Here is a 22,198-nt window from a genome sequence, read left to right on the forward strand (position 1 = left end):
AAAAACAACATCCCCTCTATTTACAGGGATGTTGTTTTAGACAATAAAATTATACGAATTTCACCATATGATATTTTTTCTTACCACGACGGACAATACTGAATGCATCCTCTAGACGATCCTTCGCCTCAAAAACGTACTCTAAATCAGTCACTTTTTCACCATTCACACTAATCGCACCATTCGATACGTCCTCACGTGCTTGACGTTTTGAAGATGAAATACCTGCCTCTACAAGAAGGTCCACAATATTTTTGTCCTCTTTCGCCATTTCAATAGAAGGAACATCTTTAAAAGCATCCTTCATTTCATCGGCCGATAGTGCTTTTAAATCTCCTGAGAATAAAGCTGCCGTAATACGGATGGCTTGTTCCAATGCCTCTTGACCATGAATTAAACGAGTCATTTCTTCGGCAAGTGCTTTTTGTGCCTTACGTAAATGTGGCTCTTCCTCTACTGAAACTGCTAAAGCTTCAATTTCTTCGCGAGATAGGAATGTAAAGATTTTTAAGTATTTGATCACATCTGCATCCGCAGCATTGATCCAAAATTGGTAGAATTCATAAGGAGATGTTTTCTTGGCATCTAACCATACAGCACCACCTGCTGTTTTACCAAATTTTGTACCATCTGCTTTTGTTACTAAAGGAATCGTAATACCGAAGGCTTTTGTTTCTTCCTCATGTGTTTTACGAATAACCTCTAAACCTGTAGTAATATTCCCCCACTGGTCAGATCCACCTACTTGGATTCGGCAATTGTAGTGATTGTATAAATGGTTATAATCAATACCTTGAATTAACGTATACGCAAATTCTGTGAAAGAAATTCCTGTGTCAAGACGAGAAGCAATTGTATCTTTCGCTAACATGTAGTTCACGTTAATTAATTTTCCGTAATCACGTAAAAATTCAATTGTGTTGATATTGCCAATCCAATCACGATTGTTCACAAGCTGTGCACCATTGCCATCTTCCGCAAAATCAAAAATACGTTCTAATTGGCTTCTGATCCCTTGGACATTTTGATCGATTTGCTCAACTGTTTGTAATTGACGCTCTTCTGAACGGCCAGATGGGTCACCAATCATTCCTGTCGCACCACCAACAAGTAAAATTGGACGGTGACCAGCTTTTTGGAAGCGACGAAGTGTTAAAAGTGGCACAATATGGCCAATATGCATAGAGTCAGCAGTTGGATCTACACCACAATATAAAGATACAGATTGTTCATCTAACAGTTTTGCCATGCCTTCAGCATCTGTTTGTTGGTATAGTAAACCACGCCATTCTAAATCTTGTAATAATTCATTTGTCATGTTGATTCCTCCTAAAATGGTTGAAATTCATTACGTGCATGGACATTATTCGATAAAAAAAGTCCCTACACGCAAACAATTGCATGCAGGGACGTTAAGTTGCAAACTAACGCGGTACCACCCGGCTTGAAGATGTCATCCACCTTCCACTTCATTCAATCGCCTTTATCGCAGGCGCGCACGTCTAAGCTCCAAGTACGTAATTCGTCTCTACATTATGACCAGTTTTCACCAACCACTGGCTCTCTAAACAGGGAATATAGACACTACTGCAAACTCTTCCTCACTAGAAAACTATAAATATAATTCTATACGAATCTTTTTCATTGTCAATAACTATGTTCGCTCTAAAACAATATGTGCTATAATAAACAAGATTTTAGGAGGTCGATACATTGAAAGATTGGATTGAAAAAATCAATGCAAAGATCGATGAATTACTAGAACAAAAATGGATGAAGAAATTACGTATTTCAGGTAGTGTTACCTGGAACTTATTTTTACTATTTTTAGTCTTTGCATTGCTTGGCACTGTATTTGTCGGTTCAGTAGGAGCTGGTTATTTTGCTTCTCTTGTAAAAGAAGAGCCATTGCGCTCTAAAGAAGAATTACGAAATCAGATTTTTAGCTATGAAGAAACCAGTGAAATTTATTTTGCCAACGATATTTATATCGGGAAATTACGAACAGATTTAGATCGACGTGAAACCTCACTCAGCAATGTTGCCCCAGATGTAATTAACGCTGTTCTCGCAACAGAGGATGAGTATTTCCGTGAACATAACGGCATCGTACCAAAAGCTGTTATTCGTGGGTTATTACAGGATGTCACTAACTCTGCAACACAAACTGGTGGATCTACCCTTACTCAACAACTTATAAAAAACCAAGTATTAACAAATGAAGTATCCTATGAACGTAAAGCAAAAGAAATTTTACTTGCTATGCGCTTAGAACATTTTATGACGAAGGAAGAAATATTAGAGGCTTATTTAAATATTATTCCGTATGGTCGTAACTCTTCAGGACGAAATATCGCAGGTGTTGAAACAGCTGCTGAAGGAATTTTTGGAGTAAAAGCGAAAGAATTGTCACTTCCACAAGCTGCGTACATAGCTGGTATTCCACAGGCCCCATTTGCCTATACACCATTTACGAATACTGGGGAGCTAAAAAGTGAGGAAGCTTTAAAACCAGGTATTGATCGTATGAAAACAGTACTATATCGTATGAAAGAAGCTGGTTATATTGACGATGCACAGTACAAAGAAGCGTTAGACTATGATATCGCTGCAGATTTCCGCGGACCTGAAATGCGTGCCGAGGATCGATATCCATGGCTAACATATGAACTTGAAGCTCGTGCAAAAGAAATTATTGCTGAAAAACTAGCAAAAGAAGATGGGGTTGACCCAGAACGATTAAAGACAGAGAAAAAAATAAAGGATAAATATATGATTTTAGCCGATCGAGATGTTCGTTCGAAGGGATACCGTATTTATTCAACGATTAATAAAGATATGTATGATTCGATGCAAAAAGCAGCGAAGGACTTCCAGTACTATGGCCATACGTACACAGGTAAAGGGAAAGATCCTGTAACGGGTGAAGAAATTGATGTTGAGATGCCCGTTCAAGTTGGAAGTATTTTAATAGAAAACTCAACAGGTCGTATTTTAAGCTTTGTCGGTGGTCGAGATTTTAAAACAACTCAGCTAAATCACGCAACACAAGCTTATCGTTCTAACGGTTCAACGATGAAACCATTACTTGTTTATGGTCCAGCCATAGAATATGGGGTTATCGGTGCAGGTAGCCCATTAGTTGACGTGAAATTCTCTATAGGTATATGGAGCCCAAGCAACTATATTACGAGTGATGAGCGAGGACTTATTCCTGCACGTGAGGCTTTAGCAGACTCTCAAAACATATCAGCGCTACGTTTATATAATGATATTATTAATAGACGCCCCGCTGAACTGTTAGTAAAAATGGGATTCACAAAATTACACCCAGATGACTTCACTAACCTAGCAACTGGTATTGGTGCTTTAAGTGAAGGGACTACTGTAGAAGAAAATACAAATGCTTTTGCAACTTTTGCAAATGGTGGTCAATTCGTTGACGCCTATATGATTGATCGAATCGAAGATCAAGAAGGAAATATTATTTACCAGCATGAGGTGGAACCAGTACAAGTATTTAGTCCAGAAACGTCTTATATCGTGACAGATATGATGCGTGATGTCCTAACTAAAGGAACTGGTACGATGGCACGTAATACATTAAAATTTTCTTCTGATTTCGCTGCAAAAACAGGGACATCTCAAGATTATAAAGATGTTTGGTTAGTTGGTTATAACCCAAATGTTTCTCTAGGTGTTTGGATGGGATACGATCAACCTCGTCCACTTAATGTATTTAATAACACGTATTTACAACCAAGTGTTCGTGTGAATAAACTATGGGGAACTTTAATGAATGCCGTTTATGATGCGGATCCTCAGTTAATTGATCCTCCTACAAGCTTTAAGGCACCTAAAAATGTTGTCACTGCTTCATTCTGTGGTATTTCAGGTATGGCTCCTTCTACGGCTTGTGCGAATGCGGGTCTTGTGCGTTCTGATTTATTTAATGCGAAAGTATTTTTACCATCACAACCAGATGATAGCTTAGCCTCTTCAAGTGTTGTGACGATTAAAGGAAAAACCTATAATGCTCTACCAAATACACCAGCAGAATTTGTTAAATCAGGTGGTGCAGGCATTAATCAAGCCTTTATTAAACGAATGTTAGGTAGACTTGGCGGAAACCCTGCTAGTCTTTTACCAAAAAATTCAACATTATCAAATTCATCGGTATCAGCAGTTGATTTCCCAGCGGATGGTAGTCCTCCAGCAGCGGTATCAGCTTCAGTAAATGGTTCTACTTTATCTTGGTCAGGGTCATCAAACGATGTTGTCGGTTATCGTATCTATAACGTTACGAACGGTGGTAACACACTTGTAACATCTGTGTTAGAGTCAACGCAAAGTATTACTGTTGCTAGTGGACAAGCTTATGTGGTGGTCGCTGTAGATATTACAGGATTAACATCACCACAATCTAATGTTGTTTCTACTGGAGGTAGTGAGGATAAACCTGACCCAGAGGAAAACAACGATCAAGAGCAAATACCACCAACAACGCCACCTACTAATGGCAATGGCTCCAACAACGGTAATGGGTCGGGTAATAACGGAAACGGTTCAAATAACGGCAATGGCTCCGGGAACAATGGTAATGGATCAACTAATGGCGATGGTTCTGACAACAATGGTAACGGCTCAAATAGCGGCAATGGTTCTGGTGGCGATGGTGGCTCAGGTCATCCTGGAGATGGCACAAACGGAGGAGACAGTGGCAATACGACTCCTACCGAAACATCAAAACGATAATCAAGTCGGCGTCTTGTTATTATGAGACAGGATTTTTGATAGCGTTCAGCTATTTCAACATAAACAGACTTATTACACTTCATTTTTGATTTGTAGTAAGTCTGTTTTTTTGTCATTATAAAGAGGACTACTATTTTAAAGGGGTGGAAGAAAATGAATATATTAGTTTTAGGCGGGACACGCTTTTTTGGTAAAAAGCTAGTGGATCTTTGTATTGAAAATGGTCATGATGTAACGATTTTAACACGCGGTCAAAGTGGTAATCCCTTTGGTCCCAATGTTAAGCAGTTAGTAGCAAATCGAAATGATCAGGAAGCTTTAGCACAAGTCTTATCTGATAAAAAGTGGGATATTGTCTATGATAATATTTGCTATTCTCCTAATGAAGCACAAGTAATTTGCGATTTATTGAAGGGAAAAACCCAAAAGCTCGTCTTTACATCTACTCTTTCAACCTATGAAATAGATGGCAAGATGAAGAAGGAAGAAGACTTCGATCCATATCATTATCAAATTCGCATGGGACACAAAGAGGAATTTTCTTATGGGGAAGGAAAACGACAAGCAGAGGCTGTTCTATTTAAAGAGGCTTCGTTCCCTGTTGTTGCCGTCCGCTTTCCAATTGTTATGGGTGAACATGATTATACGCGCCGTCTACATTTTCATATCGAACGTATTTTACAGAATCAACCGATCACATTACCGAACATTGATGCTAAGATGAGTTATATTACTGATGAGGAAGCCGCTGCATTTTTATATTTTGCTGGCGTTACCCCTATTGAAGGTCCATACAATGCGACAGCATCTGGTACTATATCGCTCAAAGATTTAATAACGCTTATTGAAGAAGTGAGTGGTAAACATGCAAAAATATCGCTTGTTGGCGGTGATGAAACATCAAGATCACCATATGGGGTACCCGCCGATTGGTACATGTCGAATGCAAAAGCAGAGACAGCAGGATTTACATTTAGCCAGCTTGAAGATTGGCTACCAAAACTGGTGATAACATTAGTAAAACAGCTCCAATAAACAATACAAAGAATCTGCTGTCATCTAGCAGATTCTTTGTCATTAGATTAATGTAAAATGGTCTTTAAAATAGCAACTGCTTTGTCAATCTCTTCCTTCGATACAGTTAATGGTGGTAGGAGACGAATGACATTCGGTCCCGCTCCGACTAACAAAAGCCCCTTCTCCTCTGCTGCTGCAATATAGGACGCTACCTCTATGTCACCACAACCAATTCCTAATAGTAGGCCCTGTCCTTGAATTGTATAGCTAGAAGGTAAATGAGCTTTTAGTTGTGCCACAAAATAGGCTGATGCTTCCTGTACCTGCTGAAGAAATACTGGCTCGAAAACATGATCTAAAACAGCCTGTGCTACATTCATTGCAAGAGGGTTTCCACCAAATGTTGTACCATGTGTTCCAGGACTAAATGTAGCATGAAGCTCGGTAGTCCCTAACATGGCACCTACAGGGAAACCGCCTCCTAACCCTTTTGCCAATGTCATAATATGTGGCTTTAATATAGTTTGTTCATAGGCATAGCGAGTCCCTGTTCGCCCAATACCAGTTTGTACTTCATCAACAATTAGAAGTATTCCTTTGTCAGCGCAGGCTTTTGCAATAGCTGCAGCGAATTCTGCTGATACACAATTGACACCGCCCTCTCCTTGAATCATCTCTAGCATAATAGCAGCCACCGAATCATCAATGGCAGCTTCAAGTGCAGCCACATCATTGAATGGCAAAATCGTAAATTTTTCTACAAGTGGTCCAAAGCCATTATGTATTTTGCCTTGACCTGTTGCAGACATTGCTCCAAAGGTACGACCATGGAAGGATTTTTCGAACGTAACAATATGATGTTTTCCTGTATGTTTCCGTGCTAATTTGATGGCCGCTTCATTTGCCTCTGCCCCACTATTACAGAAAAAAGCATGAGCGAAGTGGGTATTGGCGATTAATTTTTGCGCTACCTTCTCCTGTCCAGGTATTTCAAAAAGGTTCGATATATGCCATAGCTTTTCACTTTGCTCTTGTAATGCCTGCACAATGGCCGGATGGGCATGACCAAGACTTGCTACAGCAATGCCACTTGTAAAATCTAAATATTGTTTGCCTGCAGAATCTTCAACAACGGTCCCCTGTCCTTTGACAATTTGTGCACGACGTTTACCGTAGTTCCCGAATAAAGCACTCATGTTATCATCTCCACTATCATTTGAAATAGTCTTCTTTTAACAACTATACTTCTGGTAATATTTTATTAGAACACTAGGAAGATTGAATTTTAATTGAAGCGACAATCGTTGTACCGATTAATGCTTCATCCACTATTTGTACAGATGGTATACCAGCGTGTAAACAGTCGATAGCTCCTTGTACTTTTGGAATCATCCCACCATATATATGGCCTTGTTCTATCCATTGGTCGATGAGAGAAGGTGTAGCGATTGTTTGATATTCATGATGAATACGAATACCACTCACATCCGTTACTAATAATAAACTATCTGCTCCTACTGCTAACGCTATGTCACTTGCTACTGTATCACCATTAATATTAAGAGCCTGGCCTGAATCAGTAGCTCCTACACAAGCAATAACAGGCACAATTCCTATATCCAGAAAAGTTTCAAGTAAGGCTGCATTAACCGTTTTGATTGCTCCAACATAGCCATAAACATCTTGATCTAAAAAATCAGCGACCATTATCTGACCATCAAAGCCGTTTAATCCAACAGCTGCGATACCTGCATTTGTTAATTCATGAACTAAGGCTGGATTTACCTGACCTATTAGAGTTGATTGTACAACCTTCATTGCAGCCTCATTTGTGACGCGTATTCCATTTAATGAATGCGATGATATGCCTTGAGCAGTAAGTTCTCGGTTAATGGCTGGACCACCACCATGGGTAATAATAAGCTCTACTCCGCTTTCTCGAAGTTTTTTAAAGTTGTCAAAGAAAGCTTCATTTAACCCCTCCAGCGTACTGCCTCCAAGCTTGATCACCATACGTTTACGAGCGGTACGATGCATTGATTTGGACGTAGTCATACGTTAAGTCACATCCCCAAGCATGCCCCTTGCCGTCACCAACCCCAAGGGACACATAGATTTTTACTTCATGCATTTTTAATATTTGAATTAGCTCGTCTTCAGAAAAAGGAATAGGCTCTCCATTTTCAACCATTGTTGCACCACCGATTTGAATAGTAATTTTATCTGGGTCAACCGTTGCCCCACTATAACCAACCGCAGCAATAATACGTCCCCAGTTAGCATCACAGCCAAAGACAGCAGTTTTCACAAGTGGTGAACCGACAACAGTTTTAGCAATTTTACGTGCCTCCTCATCTGAAATGGCCCCAACAACTTCCACTTCAATAAGCTTCGTAGCTCCCTCTCCATCTTTTGCAATCATTTTTGCCAAATCTTCAGCTACTGTTTTCAATGTGTAATAGAAGTTTTGCCAATCTGGATGCTCTGGTGATAGAGGATTATTTTCTGCTAAGCCATTAGCTAATACAACCACTGTGTCGTTGGTTGATGTATCCCCATCAACTGTAATGGCGTTAAATGTTAAATTAGTAATAGTTGATAAAGCTGCTTGTAATACTTCAGATTCAATATTGGCATCTGTTGTAATAAAACCTAGCATTGTTGCCATATTTGGTTCAATCATACCTGAACCCTTTGCAACACCAGCAATAATGACCTCCTTACCATCTACAATGGTGCTATAGCACGTATTTTTCATAACAGTATCTGTCGTCAAAATAGCCTGAGCAAAGTCAATGGCACTTTCTAAATTGTCCTTTGGCTCTAATTGTTGGATGCCGTTAGCTACAGGCTCCAGTTTCAGCATTTCACCAATAACACCTGTAGAGCAAACTCCTACCAAGTTCGATGAAATCCCTAATTTTTCTGCAGCTAGCGCTTGCATCGTTTGAGCATCCTTTATACCTTGTTTTCCAGTACAAGCATTTGCGTTACCAGAATTAACAATCATCGCTTGCATTTTCTTCGTTGTATAAACAACTTCCTTTGTCACTTTTAATGGTGCTGCTTGAACAGCATTTGTGGTAAAAACACCTGCTACACTTGCTGGTACTTCACTTACTAACAGCGCTACATCCTTTTTCTTATGCTTCAAACCACAGTGTAGTCCCGCCGCTTTAAAGCCTTTTGGTGAAACAATATTTTTACTGGATAATTTTTTCATTACAGTCGTTGAAGTAGTAACTGTCATCCTTCATTCCTCCTTAGAAATTAAGATTCTTCCTTGCTATTAAATAAAGAACGGTACGACATCTAATCCTGTCGTTTGCGGTAAATCAAATTGTACATTCATATTTTGGATTGCTTGCCCTGCTGCTCCTTTGACAAGATTATCGATGACACTGACGATGGTTGCCCGATTTGTACGAGCATCTACATTTACTAAAATATCGCAATAGTTCGATCCCTTTACGCGATTTGTTCCTAAACTATTAGCATCAGTCACAATTCGTACAAATGGATGTTTTTCATAGGCTGTCTTTAAACAAGTAATTAGCTGGGCCTCCGTAATACCAGGCATAACAGAAGCATAGGATGTTGCCAAAATTCCTCGTGTCATTGGAATTAAATGTGTATTAAAAGTAATGGTCGTATCGACATGAGCAAACATGGAAAGTGCCTGTTCTATTTCGGGTATATGCTGATGTGTATTAACTTTGTAAATAGAAAGGTTCTCATTCGCCTCACTGAAATGGGTCGTTTGTGACGGCTTATTACCGGCTCCTGAAATTCCACTCTTAGCATCAATGACTAAAAAGCTTGGATCAATTAATCGCTCTTTGATGAGTGGCAGTAAAGATAGTAATACGGCTGTAGGGTAACAACCCGGATTAGCAATAAGTGTTGCTTGCCGTATACGTTCTGTATTCCATTCGGTTAAACCATATACACTTTGCTGAACACTATTAGCTGGCGCAGCCTTTTTGCCATACCATGCTTCATAACTTGCTAAATCTTTTAATCTGAAATCGCCAGACAAATCTATTAATTTTGGTCCTTTGCCAACCAAAGGCGGTAAAAGCTCACTTGTCACGCCTGAGGGTGTACTAGTAAAGACAACATCAAATTTTTCTAACGCGTCATAAGCTATTTTTTTTAACGGTGTATCGACTATCGTAACAAGATGACCAAATTTTGAAGAAAAAAGAACTCCCTCTTCCGAAGAAGTAAATAATTCAATTCGATCAACAGCTGGATGATTATGTAAAAACCGAATAAGCTCTAACCCACCATATCCAGTTGCTCCCACAATACCTACTTTCAATGCACTCACCTCTGAAATAAGTTAAAAATAGTATACGATTGCATAAATATTAAGTCAACTGAATTTTTATTTATTTAGATGTTTTTTTCTTCTTAGGATATTTCAATTTTCTAAAGCTTTTGTAGCATTGTCAATTCATAAAAAAGAAGGCAAGAATCCTTTCGTCCATTAAATGAATTCTTGCCTTCCTTTTATGCAAATACTGTATAAATATCAATTATTGTCTTAGGACACTTCATTAGTCTTCCATTGTCGATAAGTCACCAGTTGGCAAATTTAACTCCCACGCTTTTAACACACGACGCATAATTTTCCCACTACGTGTTTTAGGCAATTTATCCTTAAATTCGATTTCTCGTGGGGCTGCATGAGTCGACAAACCTTTCTTCACAAATTCACGAATATCTTCAATCATTGCAGTAGAAGGCTCTACTCCTTCTCGTAAGGATACAAAGGCCTTAATGATTTCTCCACGTACTGGATCAGGTTTCCCGATCACACCTGCTTCGATGATATCTGGATGCTCAAGTAGTTTGCTTTCTACTTCAAATGGCCCAACACGCTCTCCAGCAGTCATGATAACATCATCCACTCGACCTTGGAACCAGAAGTAACCATCATCATCCATAAATGCAGAATCTCCAGATACATACCATTCTCCTTTTAAGAAATAAGATTCATAGCGTTCTGGATTACCCCAAATTTGGCGCATCATGGCTGGCCATCCCCGTCGAATAGCTAGATTTCCCATTGTAAAAGGTGGTACTTCATTGCCAGCGTCATCGACAATCGTTGCATGAATACCAGGAAGAGGTTTTCCCATTGAACCTGGCTTAATATCCATCGAAGGATAGTTGCAAATCATATGAGCTCCTGTCTCTGTCATCCACCATGTGTCATGTATACGATGTCCTAATTCCTCCATTCCCCAACGAATAACTTCGGGATTCAATGGTTCCCCAACTGATAATACATGGCGTAAAGAAGTAAGATCATACCTTTCAAGCAAGCCACTACCTGCACCCATCAGCATACGAAATGCAGTTGGTGCACTATACCATACTGTTACACTATAATCCTCAATGGCTTGATACCATGCCTGTGGAGAAAATCTTCCACCTACAATTAGCATCGTGACACCGTTTAACCAAGGACCAAAAATACCATAGGCTGTCCCTGTCACCCATCCAGGATCAGCTGTACACCAATAAATATCATCTTCACGTAAATCTAGTACCCATTGTGTTGATTGAAATTGTTGAATCATAGCATTATGGACATGCAATACACCCTTTGGTGCGCCAGTTGAGCCAGAGGTATAGTGAAGAATCATCCCATCTTCTCTGTCAACCCATACGATATCAAAAATGGCCGAAGCTTCTTTTAAATGTTTATTAAAGTCAAGAATTTGAGCTGATTCCTCTATTTCCTCACCGACTAAAAAGACATGCTCCAATTTAGGTAATTTGTCTAAAGGTACACGTTCAAGTAATGCTGGTGTAGTGACTAATACTTTCGCCTCACTATCTGCTAGCCGATCATATACAGCACCTTCCATAAAAGCTTCAAACAAAGGGCCTACAATAACACCCATTTTCAGCGCACCTAATATTGAAAAGTAAAGCTCAGGTGAACGTGGCATAAAAATAAATAAGCGATCACCTTTTTGCAAATTAGTAGCTGTTTTAAAAACATTTGCTGCCTTGTTTGTTAACCTTTTCATTTCATTAAAAGAATATGCTTCTTTTCGTTTACCATCATTAAAATAAAGCGCTACCTTATTTTTACGATGTGTTTCTGTATGGCGATCTATAGCCTCATACGCCATATTTACTAATCCTGTTTCGAACCAGTTAAATGCTTTTTCGGTGTTAGCCCAGTTGTGTGATTTTGCCACTTCCTCATAATTCATTAAATAATGCTGACCAGGTAAAGCCCTTAACTTCTCCTTCATTTTCATCCCCATGAAAACTACCCCTTTCTTTGCTTTTGCTTTTGACTATATTTCCAACAATCCCCCTGTTGAAATATAAAAAATTATAACAAAAGCAAAATGAATATGCAGCTATTGTTATATAACAGATTAACGTCATAATAATGATAAAATCCCTAATCACACTACTTTTATCTGTTAAATAACAGAAGCAATATAATTCTATTTTACACGAATTTCAATAGATTGTCTTAATATTTTCACTTTTCCAAAAATACAGGTATATTTTGCAAAAATAAGCGTTTTTCCGCAAGAAATCAGCTATAATGGAATTATTAAACTCAGGTGGTGTAATTATGGAACATAAAAAAACTTTTTTTTCTGTCACAAAGGAAACAAAGCATGGTACGGTGTATGTGGAAGGACCTGTACCTCCAGAAAAATTAGCTACATATTCATTCCATGAAGGCTTGGTTGCCTTCAGACCTCCAAAACAGCAGCAACAAGCCATTATAGAGATTGCAGGACTTCCAGAGGGCCGAATTATTATTATTCGAAACGAAGATATTATCGTAGGCTATGTTACCTATCTTTATCCTGATCCACTTGAACGATGGGCAGAAGATCGAATTGAAGACATGATTGAATTAGGCGCCATTGAAGTCATTCCAGACTATCGGGGTACTGGTGCAGGGAAGGCTTTGCTAGCCGTTTCATTTATGGGAGATGAAATGGAAGACTATCTTGTGATTACTACCGAGTATTATTGGCATTGGGACTTAAAAGGAACTGGTTTAAATGTTTGGGACTACCGCAAAATGATGGAGAAAATGATGAGCTCTGTCGGCTTCGAATATTTTGCCACGGATGATCCCGAAATTACATCACATCCAGCCAATTGCCTTATGGCACGTGAAGGGAAACGAGTGCCTCCTGAGACAATGGAAAGATTTGATAGGCTTCGTTTTAAAAATCGTTTCATGTATTAAAACCAACACAAAGGGGATGCGTATATGATCGTAGAAGAGATTATGAATGATGAGCCTTACACATTAGCTCCTACCAATACTGTACAAGAAGCATTAAAGCTAATGCGTGAAAAAAAAGTTCGTCATTTACCAGTTGTAGATGAGGAACGTCACGTATTAGGTGTGATTACGGAACGAGATATTAAAGAAGTCTTGCCATCATCTTTACAGGATGAGCCTAACTCTCCTGTTTTTAAGGCAAAAGTAGAGGACATTATGGTGAAGGACCCACTTATTGGTCATCCACTAGATTTTGTCGAAGAGGTTGCCCTTACATTTTATGAATCCAAAATAGGTTGTTTACCTATTGTTACTGGGGGAAAATTAGTAGGGATTGTGACGACAACCGATTTACTCTATACATATATAGAGCTAACTGGTGCTACGGAGCCCGGCTCAAAAATTGAGATTCGGGTATCCGATACACCAGGGGTTTTATTTGAAATTACAAAGATATTTCATCGACACCATGCCAATGTCCAAAGCGTCTTAGTTTATCCTGACTCTGAAAATACACAAAATAAAATTTTAAGTGTCCGAGTAAAAACACTGAATCCTTTAGCTATGATTGAAGAACTTCGTAAAGAAGGCTTTGATGTACTTTGGCCTAATTTACCAGGTGTTTCATTATAATGAAAAAGGCTGTATTCGTTTACTCGCCAGAACAACTCGGATATAAATTTTCAGATACCCACCCTTTTAATCATAAACGTTTGACGCTAACAATGGATTTATTAAAAAATATACATGCTCTCGATGATCTAGATATTGTACCTGCTCGTGTTGCAACAGATGAAGAGTTATTGCTAGCACATGATCCAAAATATATAGACATTGTAAAAAAAGCAGGACATGGTGAATTATCGGAAGCTCAATGTGAAAGCTATGGTATCGGCACGGAAGATACACCCATTTTTGAAAATATGCATGAAGCCAGTGCGCAGCTCGTTGGTGGAACGTTAACAGCAGTTGATTATGTAATGGAAGGGAAAGCTGGCCATGCCCTCAACCTTGGTGGAGGTTTACATCATGGCTTTCGTGGTCGAGCTTCCGGATTTTGTATTTACAACGATAGCACGGTAGCAATTCGCTATTTGCAGGAAAAGTATAATGCACGTGTACTTTATGTAGACACAGATGCTCATCATGGAGATGGTGTTCAATGGAGTTTTTATGAGGATCCCAATGTTTGTACTTTGTCTATTCACGAAACGGGTCGATACCTTTTCCCTGGAACAGGAAACATCACCGAGCGTGGCAATGGTCAGGGTTACGGGACCTCGTTTAATTTTCCCATGGATGCTTTTACAGAGGATGAAAGTTTCTTAGATATATATGAACAATCGATGCGAGAGATCTTTGAATTTTTTAAGCCTGATGTTGTCTTAACCCAAAATGGTGCTGATGCCCATTACTTTGATCCCTTAACCCATTTACATGGAACGATGAATATTTATCGTGAAATCCCAAAGCTTGCTCATCAATTAGCACATGAATATTGTGATGGAAAATGGATTGCTGTTGGTGGCGGTGGCTATGATATTTGGAGAGTAGTACCTCGAGCTTGGTCGATGCTATGGTTGGAAATGACTGACCAAAAATGTCCAACGGGGCCGCTCCCACAAGCATGGCTTGATCGCTGGCAGCCTGAAGCACCCGTACCTTTTATTCCAACGTGGGAGGACCCAATTCCTTTATATGAGCCCATCCCTCGAAAAGCTGAAATAGAAGAAAAGAATGCTCAAATGTTAGCCAAGGCGCTACATATTATTCGAAATGAAAAACGAGATTAACATTATTGCCTCACGATAAGCGTGAGGCTTTTTTATCTTAGTTCATTAGTTTTGTTTAATGCGTAGTTTCGACATTTTCATTGTTCTTTCTATCATAAAAAAACACGCAAACCTTGTAGGATTTACGTGTTCTCATTCTATTTGCTTTTGACAGATTGACGATGCTCAATACGATGCGGTAAAATGACTGCCTCATCCTCGACAGTCTCCTTGCTCATCAATTTAGTAAGCAAACGCATGGCAACAGCTCCAATATCGTAAAGTGGCAGCGCGACACTTGTTAACTGTGGACGAACCATTCGAGCTAGTTTCGAGTTCTCAAAACTAATCACTTCTATATCTTCTGGAACAATTTTACCAGCATCTTGCGCGCCATGAATTAAGCCGATTGCTAGCTCATCACTGCCTGCAAAATAAGCAGTTGGCGGATGTTCGAGTCCAGATAGGATGTCCCAAGCTTCTAAGCCCATGTCATAACTAGACTCTTCTGCGGCAATTAATGCCTCATCTATTGGTAAGCCAGCATCCTCTAATGCTTTCTTATAAGCTGCTAGCTTGAATTTTCCGTTAATTGTATAAGAGAGTGGTCCTGTCACGAAACCAATACGTGTATGTCCATTTTGAATAAGTAGAGAAATCGCTTCATATGCAGCTTGGAAGTAGTCAATATTCACCGTTGCGATTGTTTGTGATTCATCCACTGACCCTGCTAAAACAATTGGTACTGGAGAATGATCCATCGTTTGTTGCATTTTCTCTGTGACCTCATCACTCATCATCACAATACCATCTACCTGTTTCCCAAGCATAGTATCCAGAAGCTGTAGCTCTTTATCTTCATGTTGATCCGAGTTGGCTAAAATAATATTATATCGATACATCGTGGCAATATCCTCTACACCACGAGCCAGCTCGGCGTAAACATTGTTTGCAATATCTGGGATAATCACGCCAACTGTTGTTGTTTTCTTACTTGCTAGTCCTCGTGCTACTGCATTCGGACGGTATTCTAATCGTTCAATTACTTCTAATACTTTTTTTCGTGTTGCCGGTTTTACGTTTTGATTGCCATTGACTACACGAGAGACCGTTGCCATAGAAACATTTGCTTCTCTTGCAACATCATAAATTGTAACAGTCATCGTACGTGCCTCCCTTTTTCCTATTATAGCCTTATCATACGATAATTTTCATATTATTTTCAAGAAGAACTACGTAAAAACCAAGTACTAATAGTCCTATTCTAGACATTAATTTGTCACGATATAACAAACACCGCCTGCTAAAATAAGCAAGCGGTGTTCACCGTTAACAATTAAGCATGGATTTCATGATTTTTCATGAATTTTTGAAGTGTTTCATAGAATGCGTCAAATGTTGGAATGTCCATTTGTTGCTGTGAATCAGACAATGCAACAGATGGATCTGGATGCACTTCTGCCATAACACCATCAGCGCCAATCGCGATAGCTGCTTTTGCACATGGTAATAATAAATCACGACGACCTGTTGAGTGTGTAACATCTACGAATACTGGTAAATGCGTTTCTTGTTTTAAGATTGGCACGGCTGAAATATCTAGTGTATTACGCGTTGCTTTTTCATAAGTACGAATACCACGTTCACAAAGAATAATGTTTTCATTTCCTTTTGACATGATGTACTCCGCTGCATGTATAAATTCATCAATTGTGGCAGCTAAGCCTCGTTTTAATAGGACAGGCTTATTTGTCGCCCCTGCTGCTTTTAATAATTCAAAGTTTTGCATATTACGTGCACCGATTTGGATAACATCGATATAATCTAGTGCTTCCTCTAAATGACCTGGTGTTACTATTTCTGTAATAACACCTAAACCAAATTCCTCAGATACACGTTTTAAAATTTTAAGTCCTTCTAATCCAAGTCCTTGGAAGTCATATGGAGAAGTACGTGGTTTATAAGCACCACCACGAATTAACTTTTCTCCTTTTGCTTTAATAGAAGCTGCAACAGCTGCTACTTGCTCATATGACTCAACTGCACAAGGACCAAATACGAAAGATGGTTTCCCTTGTCCAATTAATTCACCATTGATATTAATAACTGTATCTTCTGATTTCTTTTTACGAGATACAAGTAGCTCTTTCTTCTTATCAGCTTCTAATTGTTTTAAAGCTGTTTTAAAGATTTGCTTAAATATATAGTCAACCGTCATTTGGTTTAACGGACCTTGATTGTGTTCTTTAATAAGATCAAGCATGTGTCTTTCACGTAATGGATCATAGCGATTCACACCTTGCTTTTCTTTAATTTTACCGATTTCATCAACTACAGCTGCACGTTCGTTAATTAGACGAAGAATTTCTAAGTTTAATCCGTCAATTTGACTTCGTAAGCTTTCTAAATCTTTTTGGCTCATGCTTTCTTGCTCCTCTCCTCATGACAGACACTTCCAGAACTCTGAAATGTATGTTACATTTTTAGATAATAGCATTATTATAATCAATGTTGTTCAGAATGTCACGCATTTTTAATTTAGCGCTTCAACTCGCTAAATTATTTTTCAAGTATGACGCGAAAGGAAGCGATTACATTGAGTTCTAAATTATTTGCACTTGATATTGGTACACGCTCAGTGGTCGGGATCATCCTACAAGAAGAAAATGACCATTTTCATGTGGAAGATATTTTAGTGAAAGAGCATAAAGAACGTGCCATGGTAGATGGTCAAATACATAATGTCATGTATGTGGCAGATTTAATTAATGAAATAAAAAGCGAACTTCAAGAGAAACACGGTCCACTCACAAAGGTAAGTGTTGCTGCAGCAGGTCGATCTTTAAAAACTGAGCAAGCTAGCGTGACCATCAATATACGTAATCGGCCTATTTTTACTGAAGAAGATATTAGTCGCCTAGAACTTCAGGCTGTCCAACAAGCGCAGCAACAACTTTTGCAACAGAAAGAGGATACAAAAATTAGCCACTATTATTGTGTAGGCTATTCTGTTCTTTATTATCGTTTGGATGGCGAGGAAATAGGAAGCCTACTTGATCAACAAGGTGATGAGGCGCAAATTGAAGTGATTGCCACTTTCTTACCTCGGGTTGTAGTGGAGTCACTTATTGCAGCTCTTAAACGGGCTAATTTAGAGATGGAAGCATTAACACTAGAACCTATTGCTGCCATTAATGTGCTCATACCGCCAACGATGAGACGCTTAAACGTAGCACTTGTTGATATAGGGGCTGGAACATCTGATATAGCAATTACAGATAAAAGTACAGTTGTCGCCTATGGTATGGTCCCAACAGCTGGCGATGAAATAACAGAAGCTTTAAGCGACCATTACTTACTAGACTTTCCTATTGCCGAACAGGCTAAACGCCAGCTCCAAACAGCGGACGAGATATTGATTCAAGATATTCTAGGCTTTGATCAATCTTATCCAAAGGAAGAGGTATTATTAGCTATTGAACCAGCAGTGAAGCAGCTAGCTAAGTCCATCGGCGAAGAAATTTTACGCCTTAATAACCGTGTTGCTCCAAAAGCTGTAATGTTAGTTGGTGGTGGTAGCTTAACACCGAACCTAACAACTGAACTTGGCCATGTACTTGACCTACCAGCAAATCGAATAGCTGTTCGAGGTATTGATGCCATCCAAAACCTATCTAAGGAAGAACATATTAAAGCCTCACCAGAGTTAGTTACACCAATAGGGATTGCAATTGCTGCTAAAAAAATGCCTATTCAATACATGAGCCTAACCGTCAATAATCAAGTAGTTCGTCTTTTTGAATTAAAGGAAATGACTGTGGCAGATGCTTTTTTAGCAGCGAATATTCGTGCAAAACAATTGTACGGAAAGCCAGGTCATGGGTTATCTGTTAGCGTCAATGGACAGGACATTTTCATTCCAGGTGGTCATGGTCAACCAGCAGAAATACTTGTGAACGGACAACAGGCATCTACAAAAACATTGATTAAAACAGGCGATGCCATTCAACTAATCGAAGGGAAAGATGGGCTTCCAGCTACTGCAACAGTGAGGGAGCTTATTGATGATGCAGCGATAAAGACAATTACTATCCAAAATACTAAGTATGTGATTGAGCCCAAAATGACCCTCAATAATTCACCTGCATCACTTGATACTCAATTAAACGATCGTGATATAGTGTCTTTTGACATAGCTGAGACAATTGAAGATGTATTTAAAATCACAAATAATCAAGACTTTTTAAAGCAATTTGAATCCTACACAATTCAAGTTAACGGTCAGCCTTTATATTTACCGGAATTCTCCTCACAGCTTATGATTAATGGCAAATTAGCTAAATTGAGCTATGCTGTTCAAGATGGTGATATAATAAGCTTTCAACAACCAGCTTTACCAACTGTTCAACGTATAGCAGACCAAATGAATCTTTTGCTAGAGGATAAAATTATTATTCATTTCCAACAGGAAGTGTTAGAGCTTACTAAAACAGTACATGAAGCACTAGTCAATCAAAATGTCGTATCGCCACTGTCTACCGTGCCGAATGGAGCTACTATTGTTTTTAAAGAAAAGGATCGTAGTCATTGGATTTATCAAGATGTCTTCCGCTTCTCCAATTGGCAGCTACCAAATACCTTTAAGGGAAATTTCACGATTTTACGAAATGGTCAACCAGCGAGCTTTGATACAGAAATATTCGGTGGCGATCAATTAGAAATTTTATTAGAAGCCTCACCCATCACATAAAAAAGTGATACGTTACACTATTATATGTAACGTATCCCTTTTAACTATGCATTATGCACGTACTTCTTCATTTTTATCTTCATTTTGTTCGTTTGTTTCTTTCGCTTGTGTTTCCTGACCAGGAATAAAATCCTCTAATGGTTCTTCACCTTCAAAGGAAACCGTACCATCATCAAACACAGTAGGTGCTTTTGCCGTTTTTAGTGTTTTTACTTTCTCCACTAATTGTGTAGATTGTTCTTGAAGTTGTTTAGAAAGTTGAACCGTTTTATCTTTTGCAGTTGTCGAGAAGTCTGCACTCTTATCTTTTAACTGAACAGCTTGTACAGCAACATCACTACGTAAATCTTTTCCTGATTTTGGAGCTAACAGTAGACCTGCTGCTGCCCCTACAATACCTCCAACTAATGCGCCAATCACAAAATCTTTCATGTTTACACGCTCCTCTTCATAAATCGAGTCTTGTGGATGATAAAGCTGTGGCAATGAACTTTCAAGCTGTTGTTCCTTTACTTCGTTAAAATTTGGCTTTTGAGTTGTCATGCACAATTCCTCCCCATCATATTGTCAAATTTGTCTAGACTGGTTGTCCATCTACTTTCACAGATGCATCTACAACTTATGTCTAAGACTTTATTTTTATTCAGTCAGAATGGAATACTCACTGAATAATTATCATTTTTTACGACCCCATTTTCTTTTTGGCTTTTCTTCTATTTGAACCGTTTCAAATGCATAGGCATCTTCAGAAACCGTTTCTTGCTCAATGATTTTGCGTTTTTTCCATTTATCTGCAATTCCCATCGCAACATTACTCCATTGAACAACTTGTGCAATTTTTTCTTCATTTTGTTCTACACTTTTAGAAACAGAAGAAGTGATTTGCTGTACAGAATTATTTAAACCATTAACGGAATCACCAATACCTTTAACAGCTTGTACAACAGAATTTAATTGTTCCGATTTATGTTGAATATCCTCTGCTAAGCTATTTGTTTTCGTTAATAAGGACGTTGTTTCACGTGTGATACCTTCCATTTGTCCTTCAATTCCTGATAGTGTTCCTGCTAAGCTGTTTAAAATAGCCTTAAGCGAAAATAATGTCATGCCCACGCTTATACATAAAATTAAAAATCCGATTGCTGCAATAATAGCTGCAATATACAAAATCACTTCCATAAGTTAACCTCCTGCTAGTAAATTGTCTTTACTATTACTTTCCCTATCTTCGACAAAAAAAACGGAATTCCTGCTCAAATTTGAGAAAAAACAGCTTAACCCCTACGGACTAAGCTGTTTCATTGTTTTTAAGCACGTTTTCAAAAGCATCTTGGAACTTGTGAACATCACCAGCGCCCATAAATAAAAATACTGCGCCTTTATGTTTTGTTAATATATCAATTCCCTCAGTGGTAATCACTGCACTGCCTTCGATAAGTGACGCTAAATCATGAATAGAGAGAGCACCTTGCGTTTCTCTCGCAGAGCCAAATATATCACATAAATAGGCTGTATCTGCAAGGCTTAAACTATCCGCAAAATCTTGTAAAAAAGCTTGTGTACGTGTAAATGTATGTGGTTGGAAAATTGCAACTAGCTCACGATCTGGGAACTTTTGTCGTGCTGATTGAATTGTAGCACGAATTTCCGTAGGATGGTGTGCATAATCGTCTATTAGAACATTATCCCCTATATCCGTTTCAGTAAAACGTCTCTTTACACCTTTATAAGTGTGTAAGCGCTCCTGGATTATATCAGGTGAGATGCCTTCATATTCACATAGCGTAATCACCGCTAGTGTATTTAAAACAGCATGATCTCCAAATAATGGGATAAAGAAAGTGCTATAAAATTCATTACGTACAAAAACATCAAATTTTGTACCTTCAGTTGTTTTTTCAACATTACGAGCTTCGAAATCATTTTCTGCACCGAATCCATAATAAACGACTGGCACTTTTGCTTGAATACGCTGAAGCTGTTCATCGTCACCACATGCTATGATCGCTTTTTTCACTTGTAAAGCTAATGATTGAAATGCAGAATAAACATCTTCTATATTAGCGAAGTAGTCTGGATGATCGAAGTCGATATTAGTCATCACAGCATAATCAGGATTATATGCTAAGAAGTGACGACGGTATTCACATGCTTCCATAACAAAAAAATCAGCATTTTTTTGACCTGCACCAGTACCATCACCAATTAAATAAGATGTTGGCTTATAACCACCTACTACATGTGCCATTAAACCAGTTGTAGATGTTTTACCATGTGCACCAGTGATAGCAATCGAAATGTAGTTACCAATATATTCACCTAAAAATTTATGGTAACGGATGATTTCTACACCGATTTCTCTGGCACGCACTAATTCAGGATGATCGTCAGGAAAAGCATTACCTGCAATCACTGTCATGCCTTCTTTAATATTATCAGCATTAAATGTAAAAATTGGAATATTACGTTCACGTAACGGCTGCTCCGTGAAGAAATATTTATCGACATCTGAGCCCTGTACTTGTTCACCAGCATCAAATAAGATTTGTGCAAGCGAACTCATGCCAGAACCTTTAATGCCTGTGAAATGAAAAACTGTCATTAATTAAACCCCCCGGG

At 38.7% G+C, this 22,198-nt stretch carries 17 protein-coding genes and 1 other annotated feature; of the genes, 6 read left to right on the top strand and 11 right to left on the bottom strand.

Translation table 11 applies throughout. From position 1 onward, the window contains the following. Nucleotides 1-49: 49 nt before the first annotated feature. Nucleotides 50-1,318: a tyrosine--tRNA ligase gene (tyrS, locus tag OU989_RS16550; protein WP_274794101.1), complete on the bottom strand. Its 1,269-nt coding sequence runs from the start codon at nt 1,316-1,318 to the stop codon at nt 50-52. An 84-nt stretch (nt 1,319-1,402) separates the two neighbouring features. Then, nucleotides 1,403-1,611, bottom strand: a binding site (T-box leader). Between the two features lie 102 nt (nt 1,612-1,713). Between tyrS and OU989_RS16555 the strand changes: the two genes are divergently transcribed. Together OU989_RS16555 and OU989_RS16560 are read left to right on the top strand one after the other, a co-directional pair. Next, nucleotides 1,714-4,755, top strand: coding sequence for a transglycosylase domain-containing protein (locus OU989_RS16555; protein WP_274794102.1), 3,042 nt, complete (start codon nt 1,714-1,716; stop codon nt 4,753-4,755). A 153-nt stretch (nt 4,756-4,908) separates the two neighbouring features. Beyond that, the gene (locus OU989_RS16560; RefSeq protein ID WP_274794103.1) at nt 4,909-5,790 is read left to right on the top strand and encodes an NAD-dependent epimerase/dehydratase family protein; all 882 of its coding nucleotides are present in this window, start codon (nt 4,909-4,911) and stop codon (nt 5,788-5,790) included. A 47-nt stretch (nt 5,791-5,837) separates the two neighbouring features. Here the strand turns inward: OU989_RS16560 and OU989_RS16565 are convergent, their stop codons facing one another. The 5 genes from OU989_RS16565 to acsA all read right to left on the bottom strand — a co-directional run bounded on the left by OU989_RS16565 (nt 5,838) and on the right by acsA (nt 12,062). Further along, nucleotides 5,838-6,968 (bottom strand): acetylornithine transaminase, encoded by a 1,131-nt coding sequence (locus tag OU989_RS16565; RefSeq protein WP_274794104.1) that lies wholly within the window; start codon nt 6,966-6,968, stop codon nt 5,838-5,840. A 73-nt stretch (nt 6,969-7,041) separates the two neighbouring features. Beyond that, nucleotides 7,042-7,827 (bottom strand): acetylglutamate kinase, encoded by a 786-nt coding sequence (gene argB, locus OU989_RS16570; protein WP_274794105.1) that lies wholly within the window; start codon nt 7,825-7,827, stop codon nt 7,042-7,044. Continuing rightward, nucleotides 7,790-9,022, bottom strand: coding sequence for a bifunctional glutamate N-acetyltransferase/amino-acid acetyltransferase ArgJ (gene argJ / locus OU989_RS16575; RefSeq protein WP_274794106.1), 1,233 nt, complete (start codon nt 9,020-9,022; stop codon nt 7,790-7,792). Before argJ ends, argB begins: the two co-directional genes overlap by 38 nt. A gap of 39 nt (nt 9,023-9,061) precedes the next feature. Next, nucleotides 9,062-10,096, bottom strand: coding sequence for an N-acetyl-gamma-glutamyl-phosphate reductase (argC, locus tag OU989_RS16580; protein WP_274794107.1), 1,035 nt, complete (start codon nt 10,094-10,096; stop codon nt 9,062-9,064). 238 nt (nt 10,097-10,334) lie between these two features. Further along, complete coding sequence (acsA, locus tag OU989_RS16585) at nt 10,335-12,062, bottom strand: acetate--CoA ligase (RefSeq protein WP_404809699.1); 1,728 nt, start codon at nt 12,060-12,062, stop codon at nt 10,335-10,337. 323 nt (nt 12,063-12,385) lie between these two features. Between acsA and OU989_RS16590 the strand changes: the two genes are divergently transcribed. The 3 genes from OU989_RS16590 to OU989_RS16600 are packed head-to-tail and all read left to right on the top strand — an operon-like array spanning nt 12,386 to nt 14,850. Further along, nucleotides 12,386-13,018: a GNAT family N-acetyltransferase gene (locus tag OU989_RS16590; protein WP_274794108.1), complete on the top strand. Its 633-nt coding sequence runs from the start codon at nt 12,386-12,388 to the stop codon at nt 13,016-13,018. A gap of 24 nt (nt 13,019-13,042) precedes the next feature. Next, nucleotides 13,043-13,690 (top strand): acetoin utilization AcuB family protein, encoded by a 648-nt coding sequence (locus OU989_RS16595; protein ID WP_274794109.1) that lies wholly within the window; start codon nt 13,043-13,045, stop codon nt 13,688-13,690. Then, nucleotides 13,690-14,850 (top strand): acetoin utilization protein AcuC, encoded by a 1,161-nt coding sequence (locus tag OU989_RS16600; protein WP_274794110.1) that lies wholly within the window; start codon nt 13,690-13,692, stop codon nt 14,848-14,850. The genes OU989_RS16595 and OU989_RS16600 overlap by 1 nt, the downstream gene beginning before the upstream one ends. Before the next feature lie 137 nt (nt 14,851-14,987). Here the strand turns inward: OU989_RS16600 and ccpA are convergent, their stop codons facing one another. Beyond that, a complete protein-coding gene (ccpA, locus tag OU989_RS16605; RefSeq protein ID WP_274794111.1) occupies nt 14,988-15,992 on the bottom strand; it encodes a catabolite control protein A in 1,005 nt (334 codons plus the stop codon). A 173-nt stretch (nt 15,993-16,165) separates the two neighbouring features. Then, complete coding sequence (locus tag OU989_RS16610) at nt 16,166-17,251, bottom strand: bifunctional 3-deoxy-7-phosphoheptulonate synthase/chorismate mutase (RefSeq protein WP_274794112.1); 1,086 nt, start codon at nt 17,249-17,251, stop codon at nt 16,166-16,168. Nucleotides 17,252-17,425: 174 nt separating this feature from the next. Here OU989_RS16610 and OU989_RS16615 point away from each other — a divergent pair, with 174 nt between their 5' ends. Beyond that, nucleotides 17,426-19,579 (top strand): pilus assembly protein PilM, encoded by a 2,154-nt coding sequence (locus tag OU989_RS16615; protein ID WP_274794113.1) that lies wholly within the window; start codon nt 17,426-17,428, stop codon nt 19,577-19,579. 51 nt (nt 19,580-19,630) lie between these two features. On the opposite strand, the gene OU989_RS16620 is transcribed toward OU989_RS16615, so the two are convergent. The 3 genes from OU989_RS16620 to murC all read right to left on the bottom strand — a co-directional run bounded on the left by OU989_RS16620 (nt 19,631) and on the right by murC (nt 22,181). Beyond that, a complete protein-coding gene (locus OU989_RS16620) occupies nt 19,631-20,122 on the bottom strand; it encodes a YtxH domain-containing protein (RefSeq protein ID WP_274794114.1) in 492 nt (163 codons plus the stop codon). Between the two features lie 132 nt (nt 20,123-20,254). Further along, entirely contained in the window at nt 20,255-20,758 is a 504-nt protein-coding gene (locus OU989_RS16625) for a DUF948 domain-containing protein (protein WP_274794115.1), read from the bottom strand. A gap of 109 nt (nt 20,759-20,867) precedes the next feature. Beyond that, the gene (gene murC, locus OU989_RS16630) at nt 20,868-22,181 is read right to left on the bottom strand and encodes a UDP-N-acetylmuramate--L-alanine ligase (RefSeq protein WP_274794116.1); all 1,314 of its coding nucleotides are present in this window, start codon (nt 22,179-22,181) and stop codon (nt 20,868-20,870) included. Nucleotides 22,182-22,198: the final 17 nt, after the last annotated feature.

It is taken from the genome of Lysinibacillus irui, assembly GCF_028877475.1.
Classification (GTDB): Bacteria; Bacillota; Bacilli; order Bacillales_A; family Planococcaceae; genus Lysinibacillus; species Lysinibacillus irui.

Bases quoted from the DNA above. Each gene is read 5' to 3' on its own strand.
- argB (WP_274794105.1), bottom strand. From the start codon at position 7,827: ATGACTACGTCCAAATCAATGCATCGTACCGCTCGTAAACGTATGGTG.
- OU989_RS16565 (WP_274794104.1), bottom strand. From the start codon at position 6,968: ATGAGTGCTTTATTCGGGAACTACGGTAAACGTCGTGCACAAATTGTC.
- murC (WP_274794116.1), bottom strand. From the start codon at position 22,181: ATGACAGTTTTTCATTTCACAGGCATTAAAGGTTCTGGCATGAGTTCG.
- OU989_RS16620 (WP_274794114.1), bottom strand. From the start codon at position 20,122: ATGACAACTCAAAAGCCAAATTTTAACGAAGTAAAGGAACAACAGCTT.
- ccpA (WP_274794111.1), bottom strand. From the start codon at position 15,992: ATGACTGTTACAATTTATGATGTTGCAAGAGAAGCAAATGTTTCTATG.
- OU989_RS16590 (WP_274794108.1), top strand. From the start codon at position 12,386: ATGGAACATAAAAAAACTTTTTTTTCTGTCACAAAGGAAACAAAGCAT.
- OU989_RS16595 (WP_274794109.1), top strand. From the start codon at position 13,043: ATGATCGTAGAAGAGATTATGAATGATGAGCCTTACACATTAGCTCCT.
- tyrS (WP_274794101.1), bottom strand. From the start codon at position 1,318: ATGACAAATGAATTATTACAAGATTTAGAATGGCGTGGTTTACTATAC.
- OU989_RS16600 (WP_274794110.1), top strand. From the start codon at position 13,690: ATGAAAAAGGCTGTATTCGTTTACTCGCCAGAACAACTCGGATATAAA.
- OU989_RS16610 (WP_274794112.1), bottom strand. From the start codon at position 17,251: ATGAGCCAAAAAGATTTAGAAAGCTTACGAAGTCAAATTGACGGATTA.
- OU989_RS16560 (WP_274794103.1), top strand. From the start codon at position 4,909: ATGAATATATTAGTTTTAGGCGGGACACGCTTTTTTGGTAAAAAGCTA.
- acsA (WP_404809699.1), bottom strand. From the start codon at position 12,062: ATGGGGATGAAAATGAAGGAGAAGTTAAGGGCTTTACCTGGTCAGCAT.
- argJ (WP_274794106.1), bottom strand. From the start codon at position 9,022: ATGACAGTTACTACTTCAACGACTGTAATGAAAAAATTATCCAGTAAA.
- OU989_RS16625 (WP_274794115.1), bottom strand. From the start codon at position 20,758: ATGGAAGTGATTTTGTATATTGCAGCTATTATTGCAGCAATCGGATTT.